Source organism: Serratia sp. CY32780, assembly GCF_052169135.1.
Lineage (GTDB): Bacteria > Pseudomonadota > Gammaproteobacteria > Enterobacterales > Enterobacteriaceae > Serratia > Serratia sarumanii.
Map to the genome: position 1 here is coordinate 2383703 of NZ_JBJNLI010000001.1, position 20360 is coordinate 2404062.

Annotated in this window: 17 protein-coding genes and 1 tRNA gene; 6 read left to right on the forward strand and 12 right to left on the reverse strand. The window is 62.4% G+C overall.

Features of this window, described 5'->3' with window-relative positions; genetic code table 11:
- Nucleotides 1–89 precede the first annotated feature (89 nt).
- The 10 genes from ACJ8HH_RS11590 to citC all read right to left on the reverse strand — a co-directional run bounded on the left by ACJ8HH_RS11590 (nt 90) and on the right by citC (nt 10393).
- Nucleotides 90–1280, reverse strand: a complete 1191-nt coding sequence (locus tag ACJ8HH_RS11590; protein ID WP_041035836.1) for an isochorismate synthase — start codon at nt 1278–1280, stop codon at nt 90–92.
- Between the two features lie 189 nt (nt 1281–1469).
- Nucleotides 1470–2162 (reverse strand): 4'-phosphopantetheinyl transferase family protein, encoded by a 693-nt coding sequence (locus ACJ8HH_RS11595; protein ID WP_060451681.1) that lies wholly within the window; start codon nt 2160–2162, stop codon nt 1470–1472.
- 161 nt (nt 2163–2323) lie between these two features.
- A complete protein-coding gene (agp, locus tag ACJ8HH_RS11600) occupies nt 2324–3553 on the reverse strand; it encodes a bifunctional glucose-1-phosphatase/inositol phosphatase (protein WP_060451682.1) in 1230 nt (409 codons plus the stop codon).
- Nucleotides 3554–3699: 146 nt separating this feature from the next.
- Complete coding sequence (locus ACJ8HH_RS11605; RefSeq protein WP_033635183.1) at nt 3700–5163, reverse strand: anion permease; 1464 nt, start codon at nt 5161–5163, stop codon at nt 3700–3702.
- Between the two features lie 25 nt (nt 5164–5188).
- On the reverse strand, nt 5189–6073 hold the full coding sequence (citG, locus tag ACJ8HH_RS11610) for a triphosphoribosyl-dephospho-CoA synthase CitG (RefSeq protein ID WP_060443055.1): 885 nt from the start codon (nt 6071–6073) through the stop codon (nt 5189–5191).
- Complete coding sequence (gene citX, locus ACJ8HH_RS11615) at nt 6054–6602, reverse strand: citrate lyase holo-[acyl-carrier protein] synthase (RefSeq protein ID WP_033654921.1); 549 nt, start codon at nt 6600–6602, stop codon at nt 6054–6056. Before citX ends, citG begins: the two co-directional genes overlap by 20 nt.
- Nucleotides 6603–6605: 3 nt before the next feature.
- Entirely contained in the window at nt 6606–8111 is a 1506-nt protein-coding gene (gene citF / locus ACJ8HH_RS11620; protein ID WP_033643714.1) for a citrate lyase subunit alpha, read from the reverse strand.
- A complete protein-coding gene (citE, locus tag ACJ8HH_RS11625; protein WP_016927085.1) occupies nt 8111–9031 on the reverse strand; it encodes a citrate (pro-3S)-lyase subunit beta in 921 nt (306 codons plus the stop codon). The genes citF and citE overlap by 1 nt, the downstream gene beginning before the upstream one ends.
- The gene (gene citD, locus ACJ8HH_RS11630) at nt 9015–9323 is read right to left on the reverse strand and encodes a citrate lyase acyl carrier protein (RefSeq protein ID WP_019452464.1); all 309 of its coding nucleotides are present in this window, start codon (nt 9321–9323) and stop codon (nt 9015–9017) included. Before citD ends, citE begins: the two co-directional genes overlap by 17 nt.
- Complete coding sequence (citC, locus tag ACJ8HH_RS11635; protein ID WP_004940809.1) at nt 9323–10393, reverse strand: [citrate (pro-3S)-lyase] ligase; 1071 nt, start codon at nt 10391–10393, stop codon at nt 9323–9325. Before citC ends, citD begins: the two co-directional genes overlap by 1 nt.
- A 313-nt stretch (nt 10394–10706) precedes the next feature.
- Between citC and dpiA the strand changes: the two genes are divergently transcribed.
- The 3 genes from dpiA (at nt 10707) to ACJ8HH_RS11650 (ending at nt 14781) form a co-directional block, all read left to right on the forward strand.
- On the forward strand, nt 10707–11393 hold the full coding sequence (gene dpiA, locus ACJ8HH_RS11640; protein WP_021505854.1) for a two-component response regulator DpiA: 687 nt from the start codon (nt 10707–10709) through the stop codon (nt 11391–11393).
- A 102-nt stretch (nt 11394–11495) separates the two neighbouring features.
- Nucleotides 11496–14591 carry a beta-galactosidase gene (locus ACJ8HH_RS11645; protein WP_197766250.1) on the forward strand — a complete coding sequence of 1032 codons (3096 nt, stop codon included), beginning with the start codon at nt 11496–11498 and terminating at the stop codon, nt 14589–14591.
- A 114-nt stretch (nt 14592–14705) separates the two neighbouring features.
- Nucleotides 14706–14781 (forward strand) — tRNA-Asn (locus tag ACJ8HH_RS11650).
- A gap of 97 nt (nt 14782–14878) precedes the next feature.
- Here ACJ8HH_RS11650 and ACJ8HH_RS11655 read toward each other — a convergent pair.
- Nucleotides 14879–15712: an oxidoreductase gene (locus ACJ8HH_RS11655; RefSeq protein ID WP_060451774.1), complete on the reverse strand. Its 834-nt coding sequence runs from the start codon at nt 15710–15712 to the stop codon at nt 14879–14881.
- Between the two features lie 105 nt (nt 15713–15817).
- On the opposite strand from ACJ8HH_RS11655, the gene ACJ8HH_RS11660 reads away from it, so the two are divergent.
- From ACJ8HH_RS11660 to ACJ8HH_RS11670, 3 genes are all read left to right on the forward strand, one after another.
- Nucleotides 15818–16738 (forward strand): AraC family transcriptional regulator, encoded by a 921-nt coding sequence (locus tag ACJ8HH_RS11660; protein WP_060451688.1) that lies wholly within the window; start codon nt 15818–15820, stop codon nt 16736–16738.
- Nucleotides 16739–16917: 179 nt separating this feature from the next.
- Complete coding sequence (locus ACJ8HH_RS11665; RefSeq protein ID WP_060451792.1) at nt 16918–17406, forward strand: GNAT family N-acetyltransferase; 489 nt, start codon at nt 16918–16920, stop codon at nt 17404–17406.
- A gap of 571 nt (nt 17407–17977) precedes the next feature.
- Nucleotides 17978–19684: a hemolysin gene (locus tag ACJ8HH_RS11670; protein ID WP_060425970.1), complete on the forward strand. Its 1707-nt coding sequence runs from the start codon at nt 17978–17980 to the stop codon at nt 19682–19684.
- Nucleotides 19685–19735: 51 nt separating this feature from the next.
- On the opposite strand, the gene ACJ8HH_RS11675 is transcribed toward ACJ8HH_RS11670, so the two are convergent.
- The gene (locus ACJ8HH_RS11675; protein ID WP_060451689.1) at nt 19736–20308 is read right to left on the reverse strand and encodes a hypothetical protein; all 573 of its coding nucleotides are present in this window, start codon (nt 20306–20308) and stop codon (nt 19736–19738) included.
- Nucleotides 20309–20360 lie beyond the last annotated feature (52 nt).

Genomic DNA, 20360 nt, shown 5'->3' on the forward strand with positions numbered 1-20360 from the left:
CATCCGGGCGCACAGCCGGGTCATGTTGTTGTTCATCGTTGTCTCCTGCGAAAGCGTATGGCGCGGCGCGCACTGCGCCGCAAAGAGGCCTACAGCGCGCCGCTGTTCAGGCCGAAAGCGTTGAGCATGGTGCCCAGTTTGGCGGCGGTTTCCATCCACTCGGCCTGCGGCGTCGAGGCGGCGACGATGCCCGCGCCGGCGAACAGCCGCACCCGGTTGCCGCGCAGCAGGCCGCTGCGGATGACGATCGCCCACTCGCCGTCGCCGTTGGCGTCGCACCAGCCGACAATGCCGCTGAACAGGCCGCGATCGTGCGGTTCCAGATCGGCGATCAGTTGGCGGGCGCTCTCGGTCGGGAAGCCGCACAGCGCCGGCGTCGGATGCAGCAGGCAGGCCAGCTGCATCACGTTGAGATTCGGGTTCAGCAATTCGCCGCGAATGCGGGTGGACAGGTGCCACATGGTGCCGGTGCTGAGCAGCGACGGGCCGCTGGGCACGCTCAGGCTGGCGCACAGCGGCGCCAGGTGACGGCGAATGTCGTCGATCACCAGCTTGTGTTCGTATTTGTCTTTGGTCGAGCGCATCAGGCGCTCGCTGCCGAGGCGATCCTGCTGCGGATCGTCCTGACGGCGCGCCGAGCCCGCCAGCGGATTGGTGTGGATCTCGCCGCCCTGCTTGCGGATCAGCAGCTCCGGGCTGGCGCCGATCAGCACGCCGCCATCGGCCAGCGGCAGGGAAAAGTGGTAACCGGTCGGGTTCTGCACCATCAGGTTATTGAGGATCTGGTGGCCCGCCACCGGCTGCTCCAGCTCGATGTCGAGGATGCGCGACAGCACCGCCTTGTCCAGCTTGCCTTGTTTAAAGCGGCTGACCGCTTCCGCCACCGCGTGCTTGAAGCGCGGCTCGTCCGGAATGCTGGTGCAGGCGGCCAGGCGATGCGGCTGTTGCAGCATCGGGCGCGCGGCGCGGGTAAAGCTGTCGTTGGCGACAAACTGTAAACTTTCAGGCACGTACAGGCTGGAAGGCCGGCGCGTATCGAACGGAATGGCGCCCACCACCACCGGCGTCTCCTGGCCGGCGGCTTTGGCGCGCGCCAGCGCCTGGCGGATATGCTGCGCCAGCGCGCTGCCTTCCTGCTCGCCGCCGAACGCCGGCGTCTCGATACGCTCGAACACGCCATCGGCGGAGAGGGAACGGAATTCGGACCGGTACAAAAAGGTCGATTGTTCGGCGTACACAAACCCGGGGAAGGTTTGGTTTTCTGTCGTCAGTGTCGCCACAAGACCACTCCTTTGTTGCGCCTTACCAATGATAATGTTTATGCGAATAATTATCATTAGCTGTGAAAGGAGGATAAATTACACCGGATCCCCAGCGTGGGTCAATCTCCGATGAATGAATCTTTCCGCCCGCCACGGCAAACCTGCGTTACGGCAAATAAAGAAATAACACACTGTTATTATTGGGTTTTAGCAAAAGATAAAAGTCGTGACATCGTCACCTTTACGCCAAAAACGCCCGTTAAACCGGCGGCCGGCGGGGCAATTTGGCGTCAGCGTCTTAAGCAACGTTAATACAAACGTCTGCCGCTGCATATCCACGGCGATCATGCGCGCATCGAGAAAATCGAAGTAACAGCGCACCTGCGGATAAAGCGCCTTGAACAGGCTCTCTTTGGCGGAAAACGTCAACGTCAGCAGTTCGTTGAACGGCAGCGTCTCACGCAGCAACGCCTCGCGCTCCGCCGGGGAAACGATCGCCCCCCACAGCTCCTCCGCCCGCACGGCGGAGAGCAACGTCTCCACATCCAGCCCCACGCCGCCCAGCCCGCTCTCGCGGTGCACGGCGCACAGCGCGGTATCCGAATTATGGCTCAGCGCCCCGGCAATGCCCGGCGGCCACTGCGGCGCGCGATCTTCGCCGCGCGCCAGGGTGAAGTCGGCAAAACCGAGCGGCGCCAACAGCTGCCGCGCCAGAACACGCCCGGCCAGATACTCCGCGCGGCGCTTCGGCACCGCGCGCGCCAGATGATCCGGCAGTGCAAAACCCGCCTCGGGAAAACTGTCGTCGCGATACTCCGCCAGCGTAAAATGGCAGCGCGCCACCTGGCCCGGATAGCCGTCCGGCGTGAAAAATTCGATATGGCGGATAAAAGTGGGCAACGGCGGTATCCATGATAAGCAGGCAGGCTGATGATGTTAGCCCCCGAAACGGCCTGCAACAATGACCCTGGGCAAAATAAATGGCGTTAAGACCCGCACGGGGGCGCGTTAGCCGGGATGGGGAGAGGCCTCTCCCCCGCGCTCGGGAGAGAGGCTGGGCATTACAAGATGCCTTTCATGGTCTTCTCGAAATCGCTCCAGGCGCAGAAGCCGTCTTTGTCGATCGGGCAGCCTTTCAGCGCCAGCGTCACGCGCTGCGGCGGGGTTTGCAGCGTCAGCGGCGTCGCCTTGCGCAGCTGTTCGGTGGACTGATAGACGTACTCGATCTTCAGCAATTCACGGTCGTTTTGCGCGTCGCGCCAGCGCTGGAATACCAGTTTGCCGCCGATCGGCGTTTTCTCGTATTGCTGCGGCAGCTGATACGGCTGGAACTGCATGGCCGACAGCAGCGAGGCAATATTGGAATCGTGGCCGACCAGCACCGTCAGCTTCGGCGCGTCCGGTTTGCGCTCGCCGAGCAGCGCGTTGTTGATGTAGGTCAGCAGCGGCTTGGCGACGTTCTGCGCCACCACCGGCGAGGTGAACAGCGAGTCCTGATAGCCGTCTTTCAGCTGCGCCAGCTGCTGCCACTGGTGCAGGGTGGCGATTTTGCCCCAGGCCACCTCTTTCATCGGGAAACCTTCGTAATACTGCAGCATAAAGGCGTCCACCAGCGAGTTGCCCACCCGCAGCGGGCCGGAGACGCCCGGCTCTTTGCCCGGCACCGCGCTCATCACGCTGGCTTCTTTGGTCAGGTCACAGTGTTTGTCAGTCTTGCAGGCGGCGGAATCCTTGTAGTCGATGATCTTCGCCAGCTGTTGGTAAGAAGCGTCCAGCTTCAGCGAGCCCAGCGCGGCGTTCATCGCCGCCAGCGCCTGCTGGTTGAAGGCCTCGCTGGTGTCGGTGATGATCGGGTTGAAGGTCGGATCCATCTCGCCCATCTTGTCCTGATGGTGCACGCCGACGTCGCAGCCGGGGAACGCGCCGTTGCTGAAGAACTGCGCCGTGGCGACCGTGCGCTGCAGGCTGTTGGCGTAGACGTACACGCTGCCGGCGGTCGGGCAGCCCTCTTGCGGCAACAGGCCGGTCTGCTTCAGCCAGGCGTTAAAATAGTGCCCCATATACACTTCCAGCACCCCGCCCTTGGTGGTCAGCTGGCCGCCCGGCGTTTCCCAGGCCGGCCAGGCCTTCGGCGTAGACTGCGCCAGCACGCTGCCGTTGTTGGCCAGCGGCGCGCGCAGGTTATGGCGGCTCATGACCAGCACCTGTTCCAACTGATAACCGCCGGCGTCCGCCAGCGCGCTCCCGGAGAATAACAAAGGCAGGCACAGTAATAGCGTTTTTTTTCTCATCCGCAGAGGCTCCCGGAAAATGATTATTTTTAAGGTGTTAGCGTTTGCCCGAGTATGATGGCGGGGTTAGTGTGACAAGTGTGTGACAGGGTTCACGGGAAAGGATCGTAACCGCGGCCACCGGGCGGTGGCCGCGTGGCTTCAACTCAGTACCACAGGCTCATGATCGGCCAGCCGATCAGCAGCAGCGCGGCAATGTACACCACGCCGAGAATGCCGCCCAGGCGCCAGTAGTCTTTCGATTTCACGTAGCCGCAGCCGTAGATGATCACCCCCGGCCCGGTGGCGTACGGCGTCAGCACGCCCATGATACCGATCGACAGCACCAGCAGCATCGACAGCTGCTCCATCGGCACACCCGGCAGCCCTTTACCGACCGCCAGGATCACCGGCAGCATGGTGGCGGTGTGCGCCGACAGGCTGGCGAACAGGTAGTGGGCGAAGTAGAACACCAGCACCAGCGCCACCACCGTCATGTTCGGCGAGAAGCCGTCCAGGTGGGTGCTCATGGTCTGGGCGAACCAGTCGATAAAGCCGGAGCGCGTCAGGCCGTTGGCCATCACCACCAGCGTCGCCAGGTTAACCAGCGTGTTCCAGGCGCTGGAATATTTGGTGATCTCTTTCCACGACACCACGTGCAGCGCCAGCATCAGCGACACCGCCAGCAGGCACACCGCGGTGGCGTCCAGCACTTTGCCGCCGAACACCCACAGGCACAGGCTGAGCAGCACCAGGCCGATCAGGGTGTATTCCTTGCGCGTCAGCTTGCCCATTTCCCCCAGCGCGGTATCCGCCCAGGCGGCCACTTCGCTGCTGTGGGTCACGCCCGGTTTGTACAGGTAGTAGGAAATCAGCGGCGCAACGATCAACAGCAGCAGGCCGACCGGCAGGAACGCCAGGAACCACTGCATCCAGCTGATGTGCACCCCGGCGATCTTGCCGACGAACTCGATGCCCAGCACGTTAGGCGCGGCGCCGGTGACGAACATCGAGGAGCTGATGCTGGTGCCGACCACCATCATCCACATCAGGTAACCGCCGATGCGGCGTGAAGAGGGATCGTTGGGGAAGGAGTCGAACAGCGGCGGCAGGTTTTTCACCACCGGGAATACCGTGCCGCCGGTGCGCGCGGTGTTGGACGGTGTGAACGGCGCCAGCAGGATATCGATGATCACCACCGCATAGCCCAGCGTCAGCGTGCGCTTGCCCATGAACTTCACCAGGAACAGCGCGATGCGCCGCCCCAGCCCGGTGGCCTCGTAGCCCAGCGCGAAGATAAAGGCGCCGAACACCAGCCAGACGGTGGTGCTGGAGAAGCCCGCCAGCCCCCATTTCAGCGCCTCTTTACCGGCCTTGAAGCCCGGCTCCGCCAGCTCCTGCGCGCCGAACAGCACCCAGTTGGCGCTCAGCACGCTGACGGTCACTGCGATAAAGCTGATGGCGGTGGCCGGGATCGGCTCCAGAATCATGCCGACGATCATCGCCACGAAGATGGCGAAGTAGTGCCAGGCCTGCGGCGGCATGCCGTCGGGAACCGGTATCAATAACAGGATCGCGAGCACCGCCAGCGGCGCTATCGCTTTCCAGATCTTTTCCTGGGTTTGGGACATAGGGACTCTCCTGAAGGCTTGGTTATTATTCTTGGGCACCCAGCTGCGCCAGCAGCCAGGTCACTATCAACAGGTCGGCGCTGCCGCCGGGGCTGAGGTTGCGGGCGATGCAGTCGGCATCGAAGCGCCGCAGGCGCGCCAGACCCGCCTCCCCCGCCGAGCCGCCCTGCGCCAGCAGCAATGCCGCCCGGCGCCGCAGCCAGCGCAGCCCTTGCAGGCCGCCGCGCGAGGCGACGTTGGTGTCGTCGTTGTGGGCCATCAGCCACAGCAGGCTGTCCAGCAGCGCCCGCTGTTCGTCGCCATCGGCGGCCAGCCGTTGCCGATACAGCGGCAGCGCGCCGTCAATGACCAGCCGGAAACCGGCCTCCGCCTCGCCGCGTGCGCCGCTCAACCCGTGCGCGGCGAACAGCCGCTGGCCGGCGGTCTGCCCTGCGTTGTTGCGCCGCAGCTCGCGATCCACCAGCCCCCGGCACATCGCCGCCACCTCGGCGCACAGCGCTTCGGCGCCGATGGCGCGGCCCTGCTGCTGCAGGCGGCCGAAGGCGGTGCACAGCAACCCGAGCGAGAACACGCTGCCCTTGTGGGTGTTAATGCCGCCGGTGGCGCGGAACATCTGGTTTTCGCAGGCCAGGCCGAGCGGCCGCAGCCGCGCCAGCTGCTGCTCTGCCGGCAAAGCGACGTCCTCGCGCCCGCGTTGGATAAAGCGCGGCAGCCACACGCCGATGGCGCGGGCGCTGCGATAGAAGTGCCCGAGATCCATGTCGCGGTGGGCGCCAGTGTTATGGCGATCCACCAGCCCCGGCTTGGGCGTGAGATTGACTTCCACCAGCAGCGCGCGGAAAGCGGCGCGGGCGAAATCGCAGGCCGGTTCGGCACGGTGGGCGGGCAGGTTAATCGGCAGAGATCGCATCGTTGAACATCCTTTCCATTTCATGCAGCAGCTGCTCGCTGCTGTGCCGCCGCTGGCGGGCGCAGATCTTGGCCGGTTGGCCGCACAGCAGGCAGCGCCGTTCCGGCAGGCCGATGTCGCGGCGCGACAAAATGCGCCCCTGCGTATCCAGCACGTCGATATCCCACAGCCGGCCGATCGGGCGGCTCACCTCCAGCTGCATGGCGCAGTCCTTCACCCGCTGGGCATCGGCGCGCAGCGCGACAAACCCTTCGCAGCCGGTGGAGAGCGCCAGCGCCTCGGCCTGCGGGCTGGGCCAACCCTGTTCGGCGCACAGTCGCAGCAGCGCCGCCCACCCTAGGTTGAAGATGCCGCGCGTCAGCGCGCTGTCCTTCACCGGGCCGGGCACCACCAGCGTCAGCACCAGCAGCGTGCACTCGTGCTGCGCCAGCCACGCCTGCTGGCGCGCCTGACGGCATTCGCGGCTGGTGAGCAGCTCCGGCAGGCTGACCGCGCGTTCGGCGGCCAGTTGGGGATCGACGGCGGCCATCGCTTACTCCGCCACCTGATGCACCACGTCGATCACCGAGCCGTCGCGGTAGCGCACCACCGCCACCACCTTGTCGGTAAAGGCGATCGGCTGCGGTTCGCCGGTCAGCTGCAGCGCACGGGCGCGCAGCCAGTCGATGCTCACCACCTCGAGACCGGCCTCCCGCAGGCGCTGCGCCAGCTCCGGCCGCGCCGGGTTGACGGCGATGCCGTGGTCGGTCACCAGAATGTCGATGCTGGAGCCCGGCGTGACGCAGGTAGTCACCTGCTCCACCAGCGTCGGGATACGCCCGCGCACCAACGGCGCAACGATGATCGCCAGCCGCGCGGCGGCGGCGGTGTCGCAGTGGCCACCGGACGCGCCGCGCAGCACGCCGTCGGAGCCGGTCAGCACGTTAACGTTGAAGCCGGTGTCGATTTCCAGCGCGCTCAGCACCACCACGTCGAGCCGATCAACAGAGGCGCCCTTGGAGCTGAAGTTGGCGTACTGGTTGGCGCTGATTTCGATATGGCGCGGGTTGCGCGCCAGCGAGGTCGCCGCCGCCCGATCGAAGCTCTGCACGTCCAGCAGCTTGCCGATCAGCCCTTTCTCGTGCAGATCCACCATGGTCGAGGTGATGCCGCCGAGGGCGAACGCGGCGCGAATGCCGCGGGCGCGCATCTTGTCCTCCAGGAACCGGGTCACCGCCAGCGAGGCGCCGCCGGTGCCGGTTTGCAGCGAGAAGCCTTCGGTGAAGTAGCCGGAACCGGCGATCACCTCGGCGGCGCGGCGGGCGATCAGCAGCTCGCGCGGGTTCGAGGTCATGCGCGTGGCGTCAGCGCCGATCTTGTCGGCGTCGCCCACCCGCTCCAACTGCACGATCAGATCCACCCGATCCTGCGCCAGGCTGGCGGGATGATGCGGATACGGCACCAGCTGCTCGGTCAGCAGCACCACGGTGCCCGCCGCCTCGGCGTCCACCCGCGCATAGCCGAGCGAGCCGCAGCAGGCTTCACCGCTGTAGCCGTTGGCGTTGCCGAACTCATCGCAGGCCGGCACGCCGAGGAAGGCCACGTCTATCTTCAGCTCGCCGGATTCGATCAGGTTGACCCGGCCGCCGTGCGAGTGAATTTGCACCGGCTCCGCCAGCAGGCCGCGCGAAACCGCGTCCGCCAGCGGGCCGCGCAGCCCGGAGGTGTAAATGCGGCTCACCACACCGTGGCGGATATGCTCAACCAGCGGCGCATGGCAGTCGGTCAGCGAGCTGGACGCCAGCGTCAGGTTGCGGAACCCCATCGCTGCCAGCGTCTCCATCACCTGATTGAGGGTCAAATCGCCGCCGCGAAACGCATGGTGGAAGGAGATGGTCATGCCGTCCTGCAGCCCGCTGCGGCGCACCGCTTCCTGCAAGGAGTCGCACAGCTTGAGATCGCGCGGTTTGCGCGCCTGCAGATTGGCTTTGGACACGTCCTGATAGCCCGGCAGATCCGTCGGGTTGGCGAAGGTCATCAATCGTTGTTGGCGGTTCATCATGCTTCCTCCCCGTGCTGCGCCGGTTCTTCCCGTAAGCCGGACAGCGCGGCGCGCTCCAGCACCAGCCGGGCGCGTTCAATCACCGGGCTATCGACCATTTTTCCGTTGAGCGACACCACGCCGCGCCCTTCCCGCTCCGCCGCTTCGGCGGCGTCCACCACCCGCTGCGCGTGCGCCACCTCTTTGGCGGTCGGCGCGTACAGGTTGTGCAGCAGCTCAATCTGGCGCGGGTTGATCAGCGATTTGCCGTCGAAGCCGAGCTGTTTGATCAGCGCCGCTTCCTGCAGGAAGCCGGCTTCGTTATTGGCGTCGGAATAGACGGTGTCGAACGCCTGAATGCCGGCGGCGCGCGCCGCCTGCAGCAGCGAACAACGAGCGAACAGCAGCTCGATGCCCTCCGGCGAGCGTTCGGTGCGCAGGTTGCGCACGTAGTCTTCCGCCCCCAGCGCGATGCCGATAAGCCGCGGCGAAGCATGCGCGATCGCCACCGCATTGGTGATGCCCTGCGCCGATTCGATCGCCGCCAACAGCCCGGTGCTGCCGACCGGCCGGCCGCAGGCCGCTTCGATGGCGGCAATCTCGCGTTCCATGTCGACAACGTCCTGCGCGCTGTCGGTCTTCGGCAGGCGCACGATGTCCGCGCCGCCGCGCACCACCGCCTGCAGGTCCGCCAGGCCGTAGGCGGAGTCGAGCGCATTGACGCGCACGATGGTTTCCACCTCCTGGTACAGCGGGTGCTGCAGCGCGTGGTACACCAGCCGGCGCGCCGCGTCTTTTTCACGCAGGATCACCGAGTCTTCCAGATCGAACATCAGCGCATCGGCCTGGTAGATAAAGGCGTTGCTGACCATCGCCGCGTTGGCGCCGGGGACGAACAACATGCTGCGGCGCAGCCGGGTTTTATTCAGCGTTTTCATCTTTCGCCTCCCACGGCAGTTGGCCGCCCTCGCAGGCCCGCATCAGCGCGGTTTCCAACCGGGCGCGCAGCACGCAGTCCAGCGCCCCCTTGTCGTCGACGATCACCTGCACCGGCTCCACCTCATAGCGCTGCAGCACCTCCAGCAGGGTGTGGCGGATCGCCGCGCCGAACTGTTTTTCCACGCTGCTGGCGATCAACAGATCGTGCTGCGGCCCCTCGGCGGGCGCGATGCGCACCATGACATCGCTGGATTCCAGCGTGCCGGCCATTGCTTCTCGGATAATTTTCATCATTCACCTGATTGTGCGGACTCAAAAGGATGCGGGGCCGCCTTGGCCCGGCGCTGCGTTTGCAGATCCTGCAGGTAGTACAGGGTGTCCGGCGGCACCAGCGGCGCGGCGGCGTGGAAGTCCCCCGCCGCCAGCAGCTTGCGCACCCAGGAGGCGGAGATCGCCGTGCCCTGATATTGCAAACGCTCGATTTCCACCAGCGCGATCGGCGGGCTGGGCAGCGCCGGCGTTTCCAGCCAGTAGCGCATGTCGCGGTTGTATTTCGCGGTCACCGCGCAGAACGGCTCGTTGCCGACGAAGCGGTGGGTAATGCCCAGCGCGGGCGCCAGATACTGGCGGAAGATCTTCAGATCGATTTCGGTGTAACAGTCATCGGCCACGCCCTGATCCTTGATGAAGTAACAGGGGAAGGTGGCGCGCGAGATCACGTACTGCGAGCCTTCGTGTACCGTGAGGTTGGGGATATCGGCGGTGCCGGCCAGCACCAGCCGGCGGCGGTCTTCATAGCTGAAGCGCGAGGTGTTTTCCTTCACCAGAAACAGGTGCAGCCAGTCGCAGCGTTTGGCAGCCTGACGCACCAGATACTGATGCCCGCGGGTGAAGGGATTGGCGTTCATCACGATGCTGCCGATGGTGTCGCCCGGCCGGCGCTGGCTCGCCAGCTGGGCGGCGTAGCGCTTCAGGCGGCACGGGCTGTTTTCCATCAGCACCACGATGCCCGGCACGGTGGCGATCGGGTAGAAACCGCACTGGCGGAACAGCGGCTCGTTCTGCACCTTGGTGTAGATAAACAGCTGAGTGTGGTGGCGCTCGTAGGCCAGGTTCACCAGCTCGGTCGCCAGCGCCAGCGCCAACCCTTCACCGCGCATCAGCGGGCTGATGGCGACGCATTTGATAATATTGTCGGCGATGCCGCCGCAGGCGACCAATTTGTCGTGCTGGGTAACGGTAATAAATATTTCAACCGTGGTGTCGATATTCAGATCGTTACTGCGCAAGAAGGCGCTTATTTCCGAAATCGCTTTATGATCCGATCGCTTTACCCGATTAAATACGGCATCGCCTAACATAACACGCTCTCTGGGTTAACTGGCAAACAACAAATTAAATACAAAAAGGCATTTTAATTAACATCAACAAGGATAATTAAAACCTTAAAAACCATGGAGATAAACGCCGTCTCGCGTTCGATAAATCAATGGTAAACAGAAAAAAAACGCCGATTATTGACCTATTTCACAAACCGATTCCGGTTAATAAGTTATTTAATGTTCTTTATTTGCTTAATTAATCTTATGGTGTTTATTATTGAGATAATCTTTATTTAGCGCCGCAATTTACTTACATTCATTTAGCATCTTGATTGCAATAGTAGGTTTCATTATGGAATGGCTGAACATCCTGATCGTTGAAGACGAAACGCCGCTGGCGGAAATGCACGCGGAGTTTATCCGCCAGAACGGCGGCTGCCGCCAGATTTGGCTGGCCGGCACCCTGGCGCAGGCGCGCGCCATGACCGAGCGCTTCAAGCCGGACCTGATCCTGCTGGACAACTTTCTGCCCGACGGCCAGGGCATCACCCTGCTGCGCGAACTGACGCTGAGCGGGTATCGCGGCGGCATCGTGTTCATCACCGCCGCCAGCGACATGGCCACCGTGGCCGAGGCGTTGCGCTACGGCGTGTTCGACTACCTGATCAAACCGCTGGCCTATGACCGGCTGAGCCAGACCCTGCAGCGCTTCAGCCAGCGCCGCGAAGCGCTGAAGGACAAAGCGCGCCTCAACCAGCGCCGCATCGACGAGATGTTCAACACCTACGCCCGCGGCGAACAGCAGGCGGCGCTGCCCGCCGGCATCGACGAGCTGACGCTGGGCAAGGTCCGCGCGCTGTTTGCCGAACCCGCCGCGCGCCACACCGCTGAAAGCGTTGCGCAAAAAATGGGGCTCAGCCGCACCACCGCGCGCCGTTATCTGGAGTTTTGCACCGCCGCGCAGCAGCTGCGCGCCGAGATCATTTACGGCAAGGTCGGCCGCCCGCAGCGGATCTACCGCGCCGGCGAACCGCATTAACGGTTATTTGATCGCCCTTGCAAGGTTGCGTGTAACCGCTTTACTTTTTATGCGCCGGTCAGCATCTTGGTGAACATCACCTAGCCGACTGGACGATCGCCGATGCCCGCTGCGCCCCTTGTTTCCCTGACCGAGATCCTCGCCCGCCGTGACTGGCAAAACCCGGCCTGCACCCACTCCCGCCGGCTGGACGCCCACCCGCCGTTCGCCAGCTGGCGCACGGTGGAAGACGCGCGCGACGATGCCCCCAGCGCCAGCCGCAGGTCGCTGAACGGCGAGTGGCGCTTCAGCTATTTCCCGCGCCCAGAGGCGGCGCCGGAAGGCTGGCTGCAGCAGGACCTGCCGGACGCCGCCCCGCTGGCGGTGCCGGGCAACTGGCAGCTCGCCGGCTACGATGCGCCGATCTATACCAACGTGCGCTACCCGTTCCCGGTCGATCCGCCGCGCGTGCCGGAAGACAACCCAACCGGCTGCTACTCGCGCACCTTCAGCGTCGATCCGGCCTGGCTGGCCGCCGGCCAGACGCGCGTCATCTTCGACGGCGTCAACTCGGCGTTCTATTTGTGGTGCAACGGCCACTGGGTCGGCTATTCGCAGGACAGCCGCCTGCCGGCGGAGTTCGATCTCAGCCCGTGGCTACAGGCGGGAGAAAACCGGCTGGCGGTGATGGTGCTGCGCTGGTGCGACGGCAGCTATCTCGAAGATCAGGACATGTGGCGCATGAGCGGCATCTTCCGCGACGTCAGCCTGCTGCACAAACCCGCCGCGCACCTGAGCGATGTGCGCATCACCACGCCGCTGCATGACCGCTTTACCCGCGGCGAACTGGTGGTGACGGCGCGCGCCAACCGGCCCGGCCCGCTGCAGGTGCAGGTTCAGGTTCAGCTGTGGCGCGATGGTGCGCAGGTGGCCGAACGCACCCAGCCGCTCGGCAGCGAGATCGTGGACGAGCGCGGCGCCTATGACGATCGGGTCACGCTGCGCCTGCCGGTGGAACGCCCGGCGCTGTGGAGCGCCGAAACGCCCACGCTGTATCGCGCCACCGTCGCCCTGCTCTCGCCCGAGGGGGAGATTATCGAGGTGGAGGCCTATGACGTCGGCTTCCGCCAGGTAGAAATCAGCGGTGGGTTGCTGAAGCTCAACGGGCAGTCGCTGCTGATCCGCGGCGTTAACCGCCACGAGCATCACCCGCGCCACGGCCAGGTGATGGACGAGGCGACGATGCGCCACGACATCCTGTTGATGAAACAGCACAACTTCAACGCGGTGCGCTGCTCGCATTACCCCAATCACCCGCTGTGGTACCGGCTGTGCGACCGTTACGGGCTGTACGTGGTGGACGAAGCCAATATCGAGACCCACGGCATGCAGCCGATGAACCGCCTGGCTGACGATCCGCTGTGGCTGCCGGCGATGAGCGAGCGCGTTACCCGCATGGTGCAGCGCGATCGCAACCACCCTTGCATCATTATCTGGTCGCTGGGCAACGAGTCCGGCCACGGCGTGAACCACGATGCGCTGTACCGCTGGGTGAAAAGCCAGGATCCGACCCGCCCGGTGCAATATGAAGGCGGCGGCGCCGACACCGCCGCTACCGACATCATCTGCCCGATGTATGCGCGGGTGGATCAGGATCAGCCGTTCCCGGCGGTGCCCAAATGGGCGCTCGGCAAGTGGATCGGCCTGCCGGAGGAACAGCGGCCGCTGATCCTGTGCGAATACGCCCATGCGATGGGCAACAGCTTCGGCGGCTTTGAGCGTTACTGGCGCGCGTTCCACCACTATCCGCGCCTGCAGGGCGGCTTTGTCTGGGACTGGGTCGATCAGGCGCTGATCAAACGCGACGAGCGCGGCCAAGAGTTCTGGGCCTACGGCGGCGACTTCGGCGACACCCCCAACGATCGCCAGTTCTGCCTGAACGGGCTGGTGTTCGCGGATCGCACCCCTCACCCGGCGCTGTTCGAAGCGCAGCGGGCGCAGCAGCTGTTCCGCTTCGCCTTCGACGCCGCCTCGCTGACGCTGACCGTCACCAGCGATTACCTGTTCCGCCACACCGACAACGAGCAGCTCAACTGGCGGCTGGAGCTGGACGGCGTGGAGCGCGCCAGCGGCAGCTTCGATCTGGCGCTGCCGCCGCAGGGCAGCGCTAGCTTCCCCCTGCTCGATCGCCTGCCGATGCTGCATCAGCCCGGCGAGCTGTGGCTGAACGTGGAGGTGGTGCAGCCACAGGCCACCGACTGGTCCGAAGCGCACCACCGCTGCGCCTGGGATCAGTGGCGGGTGCCGCGCGCGCTGCATCCCGCGCCGCCGCCGCCGCAGGGCGTGCCGCCCACGCTGATTGAAGACGATCAGGGGCTGACCCTCACCCACGGCGACCAGCGCTGGCGCTTCGAGCGCAGCAGCGGCCATCTGACGCAGTGGTGGCAGAATGAGCAGCCGCAGCTGCTGACGCCGCTGCGCGACGGCTTTGCGCGCGCGCCGATCGATAACGACATCGGCGTCAGCGAGGCGGACCATATCGATCCCAACGCCTGGGTCGAACGCTGGAAGCTGGCGGGCCTGTACCGGCTGGAGGAACGCTGCACGCGGCTGCAGGCCGATGCGCTGCAAAACGGCGTGCAGGTGGTGAGCGAACACCAGTTCGGCGTGGACGGGCAAATTTTGCTGCTTAGCCGCAAACAGTGGCTGTTCGATGCGCTGGGCGCGGTGAACGTGAGCGTGGAGGTCGAGGTGGCCGATACTCTGCCGCCGCCGGCGCGCATCGGCCTGCACTGCCAACTGGCGACGGTGCAACCGCAGGCGGAATGGCTGGGCCTGGGCCCGCACGAGAACTACCCGGATCGCCGCCTGGCCGCGCAGCACGGGCGCTGGCGCCTGCCACTGGAGGATCTGCACACGCCGTATATTTTCCCCGGCGAGAACGGCCTGCGCTGCGACACCCGCAGCCTGCGCTACGGCGGCTGGCGCATCGACGGCCGCTTCCACTTCTCGCTCAGCCGCTACGGCCTGCAACAGCTGATGGCCTGCAGCCACCAGCATCTGCTGCAGCCGGAAGCAGGCACCTGGCTGCATCTGGACGGCTTCCACATGGGGGTGGGCGGCGACGATTCCTGGAGCCCGAGCGTGCACCGGGATTACCTGCTCACCGCCGGCGTTTACCGCTATCAGCTGCGCCTGCAGCGGGCGCCCGAGAGCTAAATCTGCCAAAAAACTCAACGGGTTGCGCATTCTGTAAGCAAACAGTCACAGAATGTGTAATCCGCCTTTGACATGCCGACGGCGCCTCGCTATTATTCGCCCCGTTCAAACGATTCCTCTGTAGTTCAGTCGGTAGAACGGCGGACTGTTAATCCGTATGTCACTGGTTCGAGTCCAGTCAGAGGAGCCATATTTAGAGAAGCCCGCTCAGGGAAACCTGAGCGGGCTTTTTGCTGTTGGGCGGATCATAATCGGCGATCCCCTACGCTCTCGCTACCCGACACCGTTCAGCCATCCGTTGAACGGGTGAGTTTCTCCCATTGTTCAATTTCCTGACCTAACGCCTCGAGCTTTTGCCGCACCAAACTTAATGCGTCACTGCCTAACAACAGATGCGTGGGCGGGTTCCCGCTCTCGATCAATGCCAGCATGGCGTGAGCCGCCTTAACCGGATCGCCGAGTTGCTTGCCGCTTTTTTCCTGTCGCGCCTGACGAACAGGTTCAAATAACGCGTCATAGTCCGGAAGACGACGAGGGCTGCGCACCATTGAACGCCCGGCCCAGTCCGTTCGAAACGAGCCGGGCGCCACGGCGGTCACGTATAGGTTGAACGGGGCAAGCTCTTTACTTAACGTTTCTGATATCCCTTCCAGTGCAAATTTGCTGCCGCAGTAATAGCTGATACCGGGCAAGGTAATGAAACTGCCCATTGAGGTGATATTGATAATGTGGCCCCGACGGCGCTGGCGCATGCCCGGTAGCACGGCTTTGATCATCGCCACCGCGCCAAACACATTGACGTCAAACTGGCGGCGCAGCTCTGCAAGCGGGGATTCTTCCAGAATGCCTTCATGGCCGTAACCGGCATTGTTCACCAGCACATCTATCGGGCCGACGGCGGACTCTATCTCTCCAACCACCTCATCAATACGTTCATCGTCCGTGACATCAAGCAGATAGCCAAAAGCCCGCTGCGTATCGAGCGCGGCGAAAGCCTGCAGTGCTTCGCTGTTGCGCACCGTCCCTACAACCCGATGCCCTACGGCGAGGGCTTCCCGCGCCAGCGCCTGGCCAAAGCCACTGCTGACGCCGGTAATTAAAATCGTTTTTGCAGATGCCATAAAAAGAACTCCCATGAACCATGAAGGTTGCATGGTATTCTCTTCCCTGCCGTATTTTTAGGCCGTATTTTCTCTTTTTCTTGCCTGATTTTATGAGGTGGTGGGATGTCCGACATGATTGCCCTGATGAATAGACTTGCGGTGCAAGAGGGATACAACCTCACAGCCCTACCTGATGTGCGAATTTTGCGTTCCGATCGCCCGCTTGCCAGAACGCCGGTGCTTTACGATCCGGGGATCGTGATCGTCTGCCAGGGCAGCAAACGCGGCTATTTCGGTCAACAGACCTATTTATATGATGAGCAGCACTACCTGGCGGTTTCGGTGCCGGTGCCGTTTGTGATGGAAACCGACGCGTCGGCAGCACATCCGCTGCTGGCGATTTACATGCATCTGGATTTTCAGCTTGCCGCTGAACTGATGTTGCAGATTGAACAGCATGGCGCCCCGCATCCTCCCGTCGCGCCGCAAAGCATGATGTCGAGCCCCATGGACGGCGCGGTAAAAATGGCCGTACTTCGCTTACTTGACGTCCTGGCTAACCCGCTTGAGGCGGCAATCCTCGGCCCGGCGCGGGTGCGTGAGCTTTATTTTCGCGTGCTGACAGGCGCACAGGGCAACGCAATGCGTGCCGCGCTGGCCTTGCAGGGCCAGTTTGGCAAAATCGGTAAAGCGTTGCAGCACATCCATGCCGCTTACGCGGAGCCGTTAACGCTGACGCAGCTGGCGATGAGGGCCGGCATGAGCGTGCCGACCTTTCATAGCCATTTCAAGGCGATAACGCAGATGCCGCCGATGCAGTATGTGAAATCGGTACGCCTGCACCAGGCACGGATGCTGATGGTGCGCCAACAAATCACCGCCGCCGCCGCGAGTTACGCCGTTGGCTATGAAAGCCCATCGCAATTTAACCGCGAATTCAAGCGTCTATTTGGCCTGCCACCGGCAGAGGAGATAAAGCGTATGCAGCATCACTTCGCCATTCCGCCCGCGCAGCCTGCCTCGGTATTTGTTTCATCGCACTGAGGCTTATTTAGTCAGGCGAACGATAGTCCGCTATGAGCGAAATGCAGACTTCGGCGTCAGCAAAATTACGTTCCGTGGACAAAGCTATATGATATAATTTTATCATGCTGAATCGGCGGATAATTCGGTAGAGTAGTACTAAGTATGCGTTACGTTGCTATTAAGAATGAGACAGTAAATTGAAAACAAAACAGTCAAAAATCCCCAAATCAATTTATAGGCCCATGCATGACGACGAGTTTCACTTCTGGGGAGGCCTCTCTTTAAATGACTATGTTGAAGACATGATGGCAAATCATCGGTACAGTCGTAAAAAAGCCCAGATAGAGGCGTCGAAATCATTTAAAGCAGCCTTGCCAGCGGGTATCAATACTCAAAATAACCATTTTAGAACTTATGAACATGACAGTCAGGCTGCGGGATATCTGTGGTTCAGCCTGGAAGATAACTCAGCCTTTTTGTTAGATATAATGCTTCTCCCAGAATTTCAGGGTAAGGGAATGGGTCGGGATTTTATCCGTGCATTCCTGAATGAGCTGACTCAACAGGGCGCATATGAGGTGGAACTCAGAGTGTCACCGGACAATCAAAGGGCTTTGAAATTATATAAAGAGTTTGGTTTTCGGATAACTGGTTTTGATATGAGTCTTTTGCTAGGATCCGACTGATCAGCAATCCGTTAATCATAATTTTCGGAGACAATCTCGGATAATATCAACTATCGATAGGCAATCTACCACTATATATCTTCACATCATCAATGTCCGCTCCTGGCACAAAACCGACCGCCAGAGTCCCCACTCCAGCATTTCCCCACCCCATTCCACGCCCCAGCAGCGTTGGAGCGAAACCGCCCCCCTGCGTTGCCGTCGGTGTAAATCCGCAAAGCGGCAACAACAATCACCGCCATAACGCCAACGCTTGGCCCCCCCACCAGCGAAACCCACTCTTTTATCTAAGAAGATTCCTAACCCAGCTGACGGAAATCCCTCCCTGGCGCCAATACGCGGGTTAACCCGCCGATTTACAGCAATAATCCTGTAAAAACAATCGATAAGCGAATTGTTCGCACTCGGCAAGTAGCGTCTATCCTTTCGCTATGGGCACCTGCCGCCCATCGTTCGCTGCGGCTTGCGGCATGCGCGTTTCTGGCTGTACGGGTTTCGGTTTATTCCATCGCGCGCTTCCATTCATCATGTTGAATTTCACAGCAATCTCTCAGCAACAAGGAGTGTTTATATGGCTTACGTCATTACCGACCGAGAAAAACTGCAAGCGATTTGGGAGGCCGCCAAAGCCGGCGACTGGCCGGCCGTGTATGCCGCCTCCGTCGATGCGCTCACCGATCCCAACCATGCCAACCAACCTATTCAGGGCGTGGATATCGCGGTGTATACCTGGATCAAAGGCGCCTATGGCGTGAACTCGAATCAGGGGGCGTTTGCCCATTACATTCGCGACCAAACCAAGCTGCAGTATGAGCTGCGCACCGGGCATGTTCCCGATGACTGGGAAACGCGCATCCAGAATGCCTCCGACAACATCGCCAAAAACTTCGCCAAAACGCTGTTTGGCGTCGATCTGAGCAGCGATCCCAACGCGCCGCTGCCGGATACTCCGCCCACCAGCGCCAAAGTGCCGGACATTCACGAGGTCGGCCTGATCGACGCCGGCGCAGCGGCATCCGAGGTGTTCACCGATGCCTCCTCGACCGGCGCCCCCAACTATTCGCCCTGGGCCGGCACCACGCTGTTCTCCTATTTAGGCGACACCTCGTTCTTTACCGAATGGGTGGCCACCAACGATACCTCGCCTTTTAAGGTCGAAAGCGGCACCTACGATTTGATTGCGGCGGCGCAGGTCTCCATGCAGATGAAAAACCTCAGCTACGTGGTTGAAACACTGCTGGCGGGCGAAGTGCCCACCTATTTGACCACCCTCGGTATTGGCCACGAGACCATCCGCCTCGCCGCCGAAGCGGCGCGTGATTTCTACACCGAATCCTACGGCAGCAGCGTGACCGGCGGCGGCAGTATCATTCCCGGCAAGCTGGATATCGGCTCGGCGATTTTCAACGACATTGCCGACGTGCTGTCCACGCCGAATCTGTACCGCGTCGGTACGCTGTATGACGACGATTTCACGCTGGCGTTCGGCAATATCGCCGTTAACACCGGCAGCGGCGACGACACCATCAGCGTGCCGCGCGGCTGGCAAAACAACGCCGGCAACTACGGCTGGACGGTCATCGACGGCGGCAGCGGCCATGATACGGTCGATTATTCCAGCCTGTCGCACGGGGTAAACCTGAAGTTTGACGCCCAGGGCAGCTATGGCGGGCGCGGGGTGGTCGAGAAAAACGGCATCGGGCTGTATGGCTTTAAGGACGGGCTGTACAACATCGAGGCGGTGAAGCTGACGGACTTTAAGGATAACGTCACCTTTAACGATCGGGTGCTGACGCCGGCCAACGGTCTGGAGGTCAACCTGGGCAAAGGCTCCAGCGAGATTCGCTTCGAGCACGGCTATACCACTGCGCCGGGTGGGAGCGCGCCGCAGGATTATCTCGGCGTGAACCTGAGCATGTTGTCCAACGATGTGCCCTTCCCCAACAGCCTGCTGAATATTCCCGTGAAGCAGACCCACAATATCTACATCGACGATAGCTTCGAGCTGGGCTTTTTACAGGCCTCTTCCCTGTCTATCGATAACCACCTGCTGGCTTTCGGCACAGAAGGCTCAAACAGCAGCTTCTCGCTGAACTATAACGCGCAAACCCATACGCAGGATCTGTCGATATTCATGCAGGGCGAAAGCGCGCTCAATCAGCACGTCGTCAATATCTACAATTGGGATCAAGGCGACTTCGGCATCACGTTGGAGCAGCCGGCCATTCAGCTCGTCGGCTTGCAAACCGTTACGCCGCAAGAGCTCGCGGCCGCCTAAGCGAAGCCCGCCGGGTTTACCTGGCGGGCTGTTTCCCTTCAGCTCGACGGCTCAGGCCCCATCCCGCTCCGCAACCCGCGCCATCAACGCCCCCAGCAGCGCCAGATCGACCAGCAACGCCAGCGCGAAACAGCTTCCTCTCGCGCCCGGCGCGGCGTAGGTTTGAATCAGCAACGCGGCAACCACCACGGCCACGATGCTCACCACCGTCGCCAGCCTGCACGCCACGGCGAACGCCGCTCTCTCCCCCACCGCCGTGCGGTAGGCTACGCCCTGCCCCAGGCCGCCGAGGGCGATACCCGCCAGCAGGGCCGGCCAATCATGCCCGCCGAACAGCATCAGCAGCGTCAATAGCCACCCCGCCGCCGCCAGCAAAAAACCGTAGCGGAGCATAGCCAGCGCAGGCCGCTTCCGCAGCGGCTGCCAGCGGGCCAGCGCGGCGCCGCCGAGAAACGCCAGCGCCAATGCCGTTAGCAGCATCAGCGTTGCGCCGATGCCCAGCAGGCTCTCCGCCTCCAACAGCAAAGCGCCCGCCGCCACCGGCACGCTGAGCGCCAGACCGCTCGCCGCCGTTCCCGTGTGTTCCATGGCGCCCAGGGCGCCGTTGTTGATATAGAGGCTCATCGTTAACTCCCGACATGTGGAAATGATGAAATTAATTCATTCCCCTGTTCAC

What these genes read in the sequence shown, in the direction of transcription:
- agp (WP_060451682.1), bottom strand. Translation starts at nt 3,553, where the DNA reads ATGAGAAAAAAAACGCTATTACTGTGCCTGCCTTTGTTATTCTCCGGG.
- ACJ8HH_RS11605 (WP_033635183.1), bottom strand. Translation starts at nt 5,163, where the DNA reads ATGTCCCAAACCCAGGAAAAGATCTGGAAAGCGATAGCGCCGCTGGCG.
- citG (WP_060443055.1), bottom strand. Translation starts at nt 6,073, where the DNA reads ATGCGATCTCTGCCGATTAACCTGCCCGCCCACCGTGCCGAACCGGCC.
- citX (WP_033654921.1), bottom strand. Translation starts at nt 6,602, where the DNA reads ATGGCCGCCGTCGATCCCCAACTGGCCGCCGAACGCGCGGTCAGCCTG.
- citF (WP_033643714.1), bottom strand. Translation starts at nt 8,111, where the DNA reads ATGAACCGCCAACAACGATTGATGACCTTCGCCAACCCGACGGATCTG.
- citE (WP_016927085.1), bottom strand. Translation starts at nt 9,031, where the DNA reads ATGAAAACGCTGAATAAAACCCGGCTGCGCCGCAGCATGTTGTTCGTC.
- citD (WP_019452464.1), bottom strand. Translation starts at nt 9,323, where the DNA reads ATGAAAATTATCCGAGAAGCAATGGCCGGCACGCTGGAATCCAGCGAT.
- citC (WP_004940809.1), bottom strand. Translation starts at nt 10,393, where the DNA reads ATGTTAGGCGATGCCGTATTTAATCGGGTAAAGCGATCGGATCATAAA.
- dpiA (WP_021505854.1), top strand. Translation starts at nt 10,707, where the DNA reads ATGGAATGGCTGAACATCCTGATCGTTGAAGACGAAACGCCGCTGGCG.
- ACJ8HH_RS11645 (WP_197766250.1), top strand. Translation starts at nt 11,496, where the DNA reads ATGCCCGCTGCGCCCCTTGTTTCCCTGACCGAGATCCTCGCCCGCCGT.
- ACJ8HH_RS11655 (WP_060451774.1), bottom strand. Translation starts at nt 15,712, where the DNA reads ATGGCATCTGCAAAAACGATTTTAATTACCGGCGTCAGCAGTGGCTTT.
- ACJ8HH_RS11660 (WP_060451688.1), top strand. Translation starts at nt 15,818, where the DNA reads ATGTCCGACATGATTGCCCTGATGAATAGACTTGCGGTGCAAGAGGGA.
- ACJ8HH_RS11670 (WP_060425970.1), top strand. Translation starts at nt 17,978, where the DNA reads ATGGCTTACGTCATTACCGACCGAGAAAAACTGCAAGCGATTTGGGAG.
- ACJ8HH_RS11675 (WP_060451689.1), bottom strand. Translation starts at nt 20,308, where the DNA reads ATGAGCCTCTATATCAACAACGGCGCCCTGGGCGCCATGGAACACACG.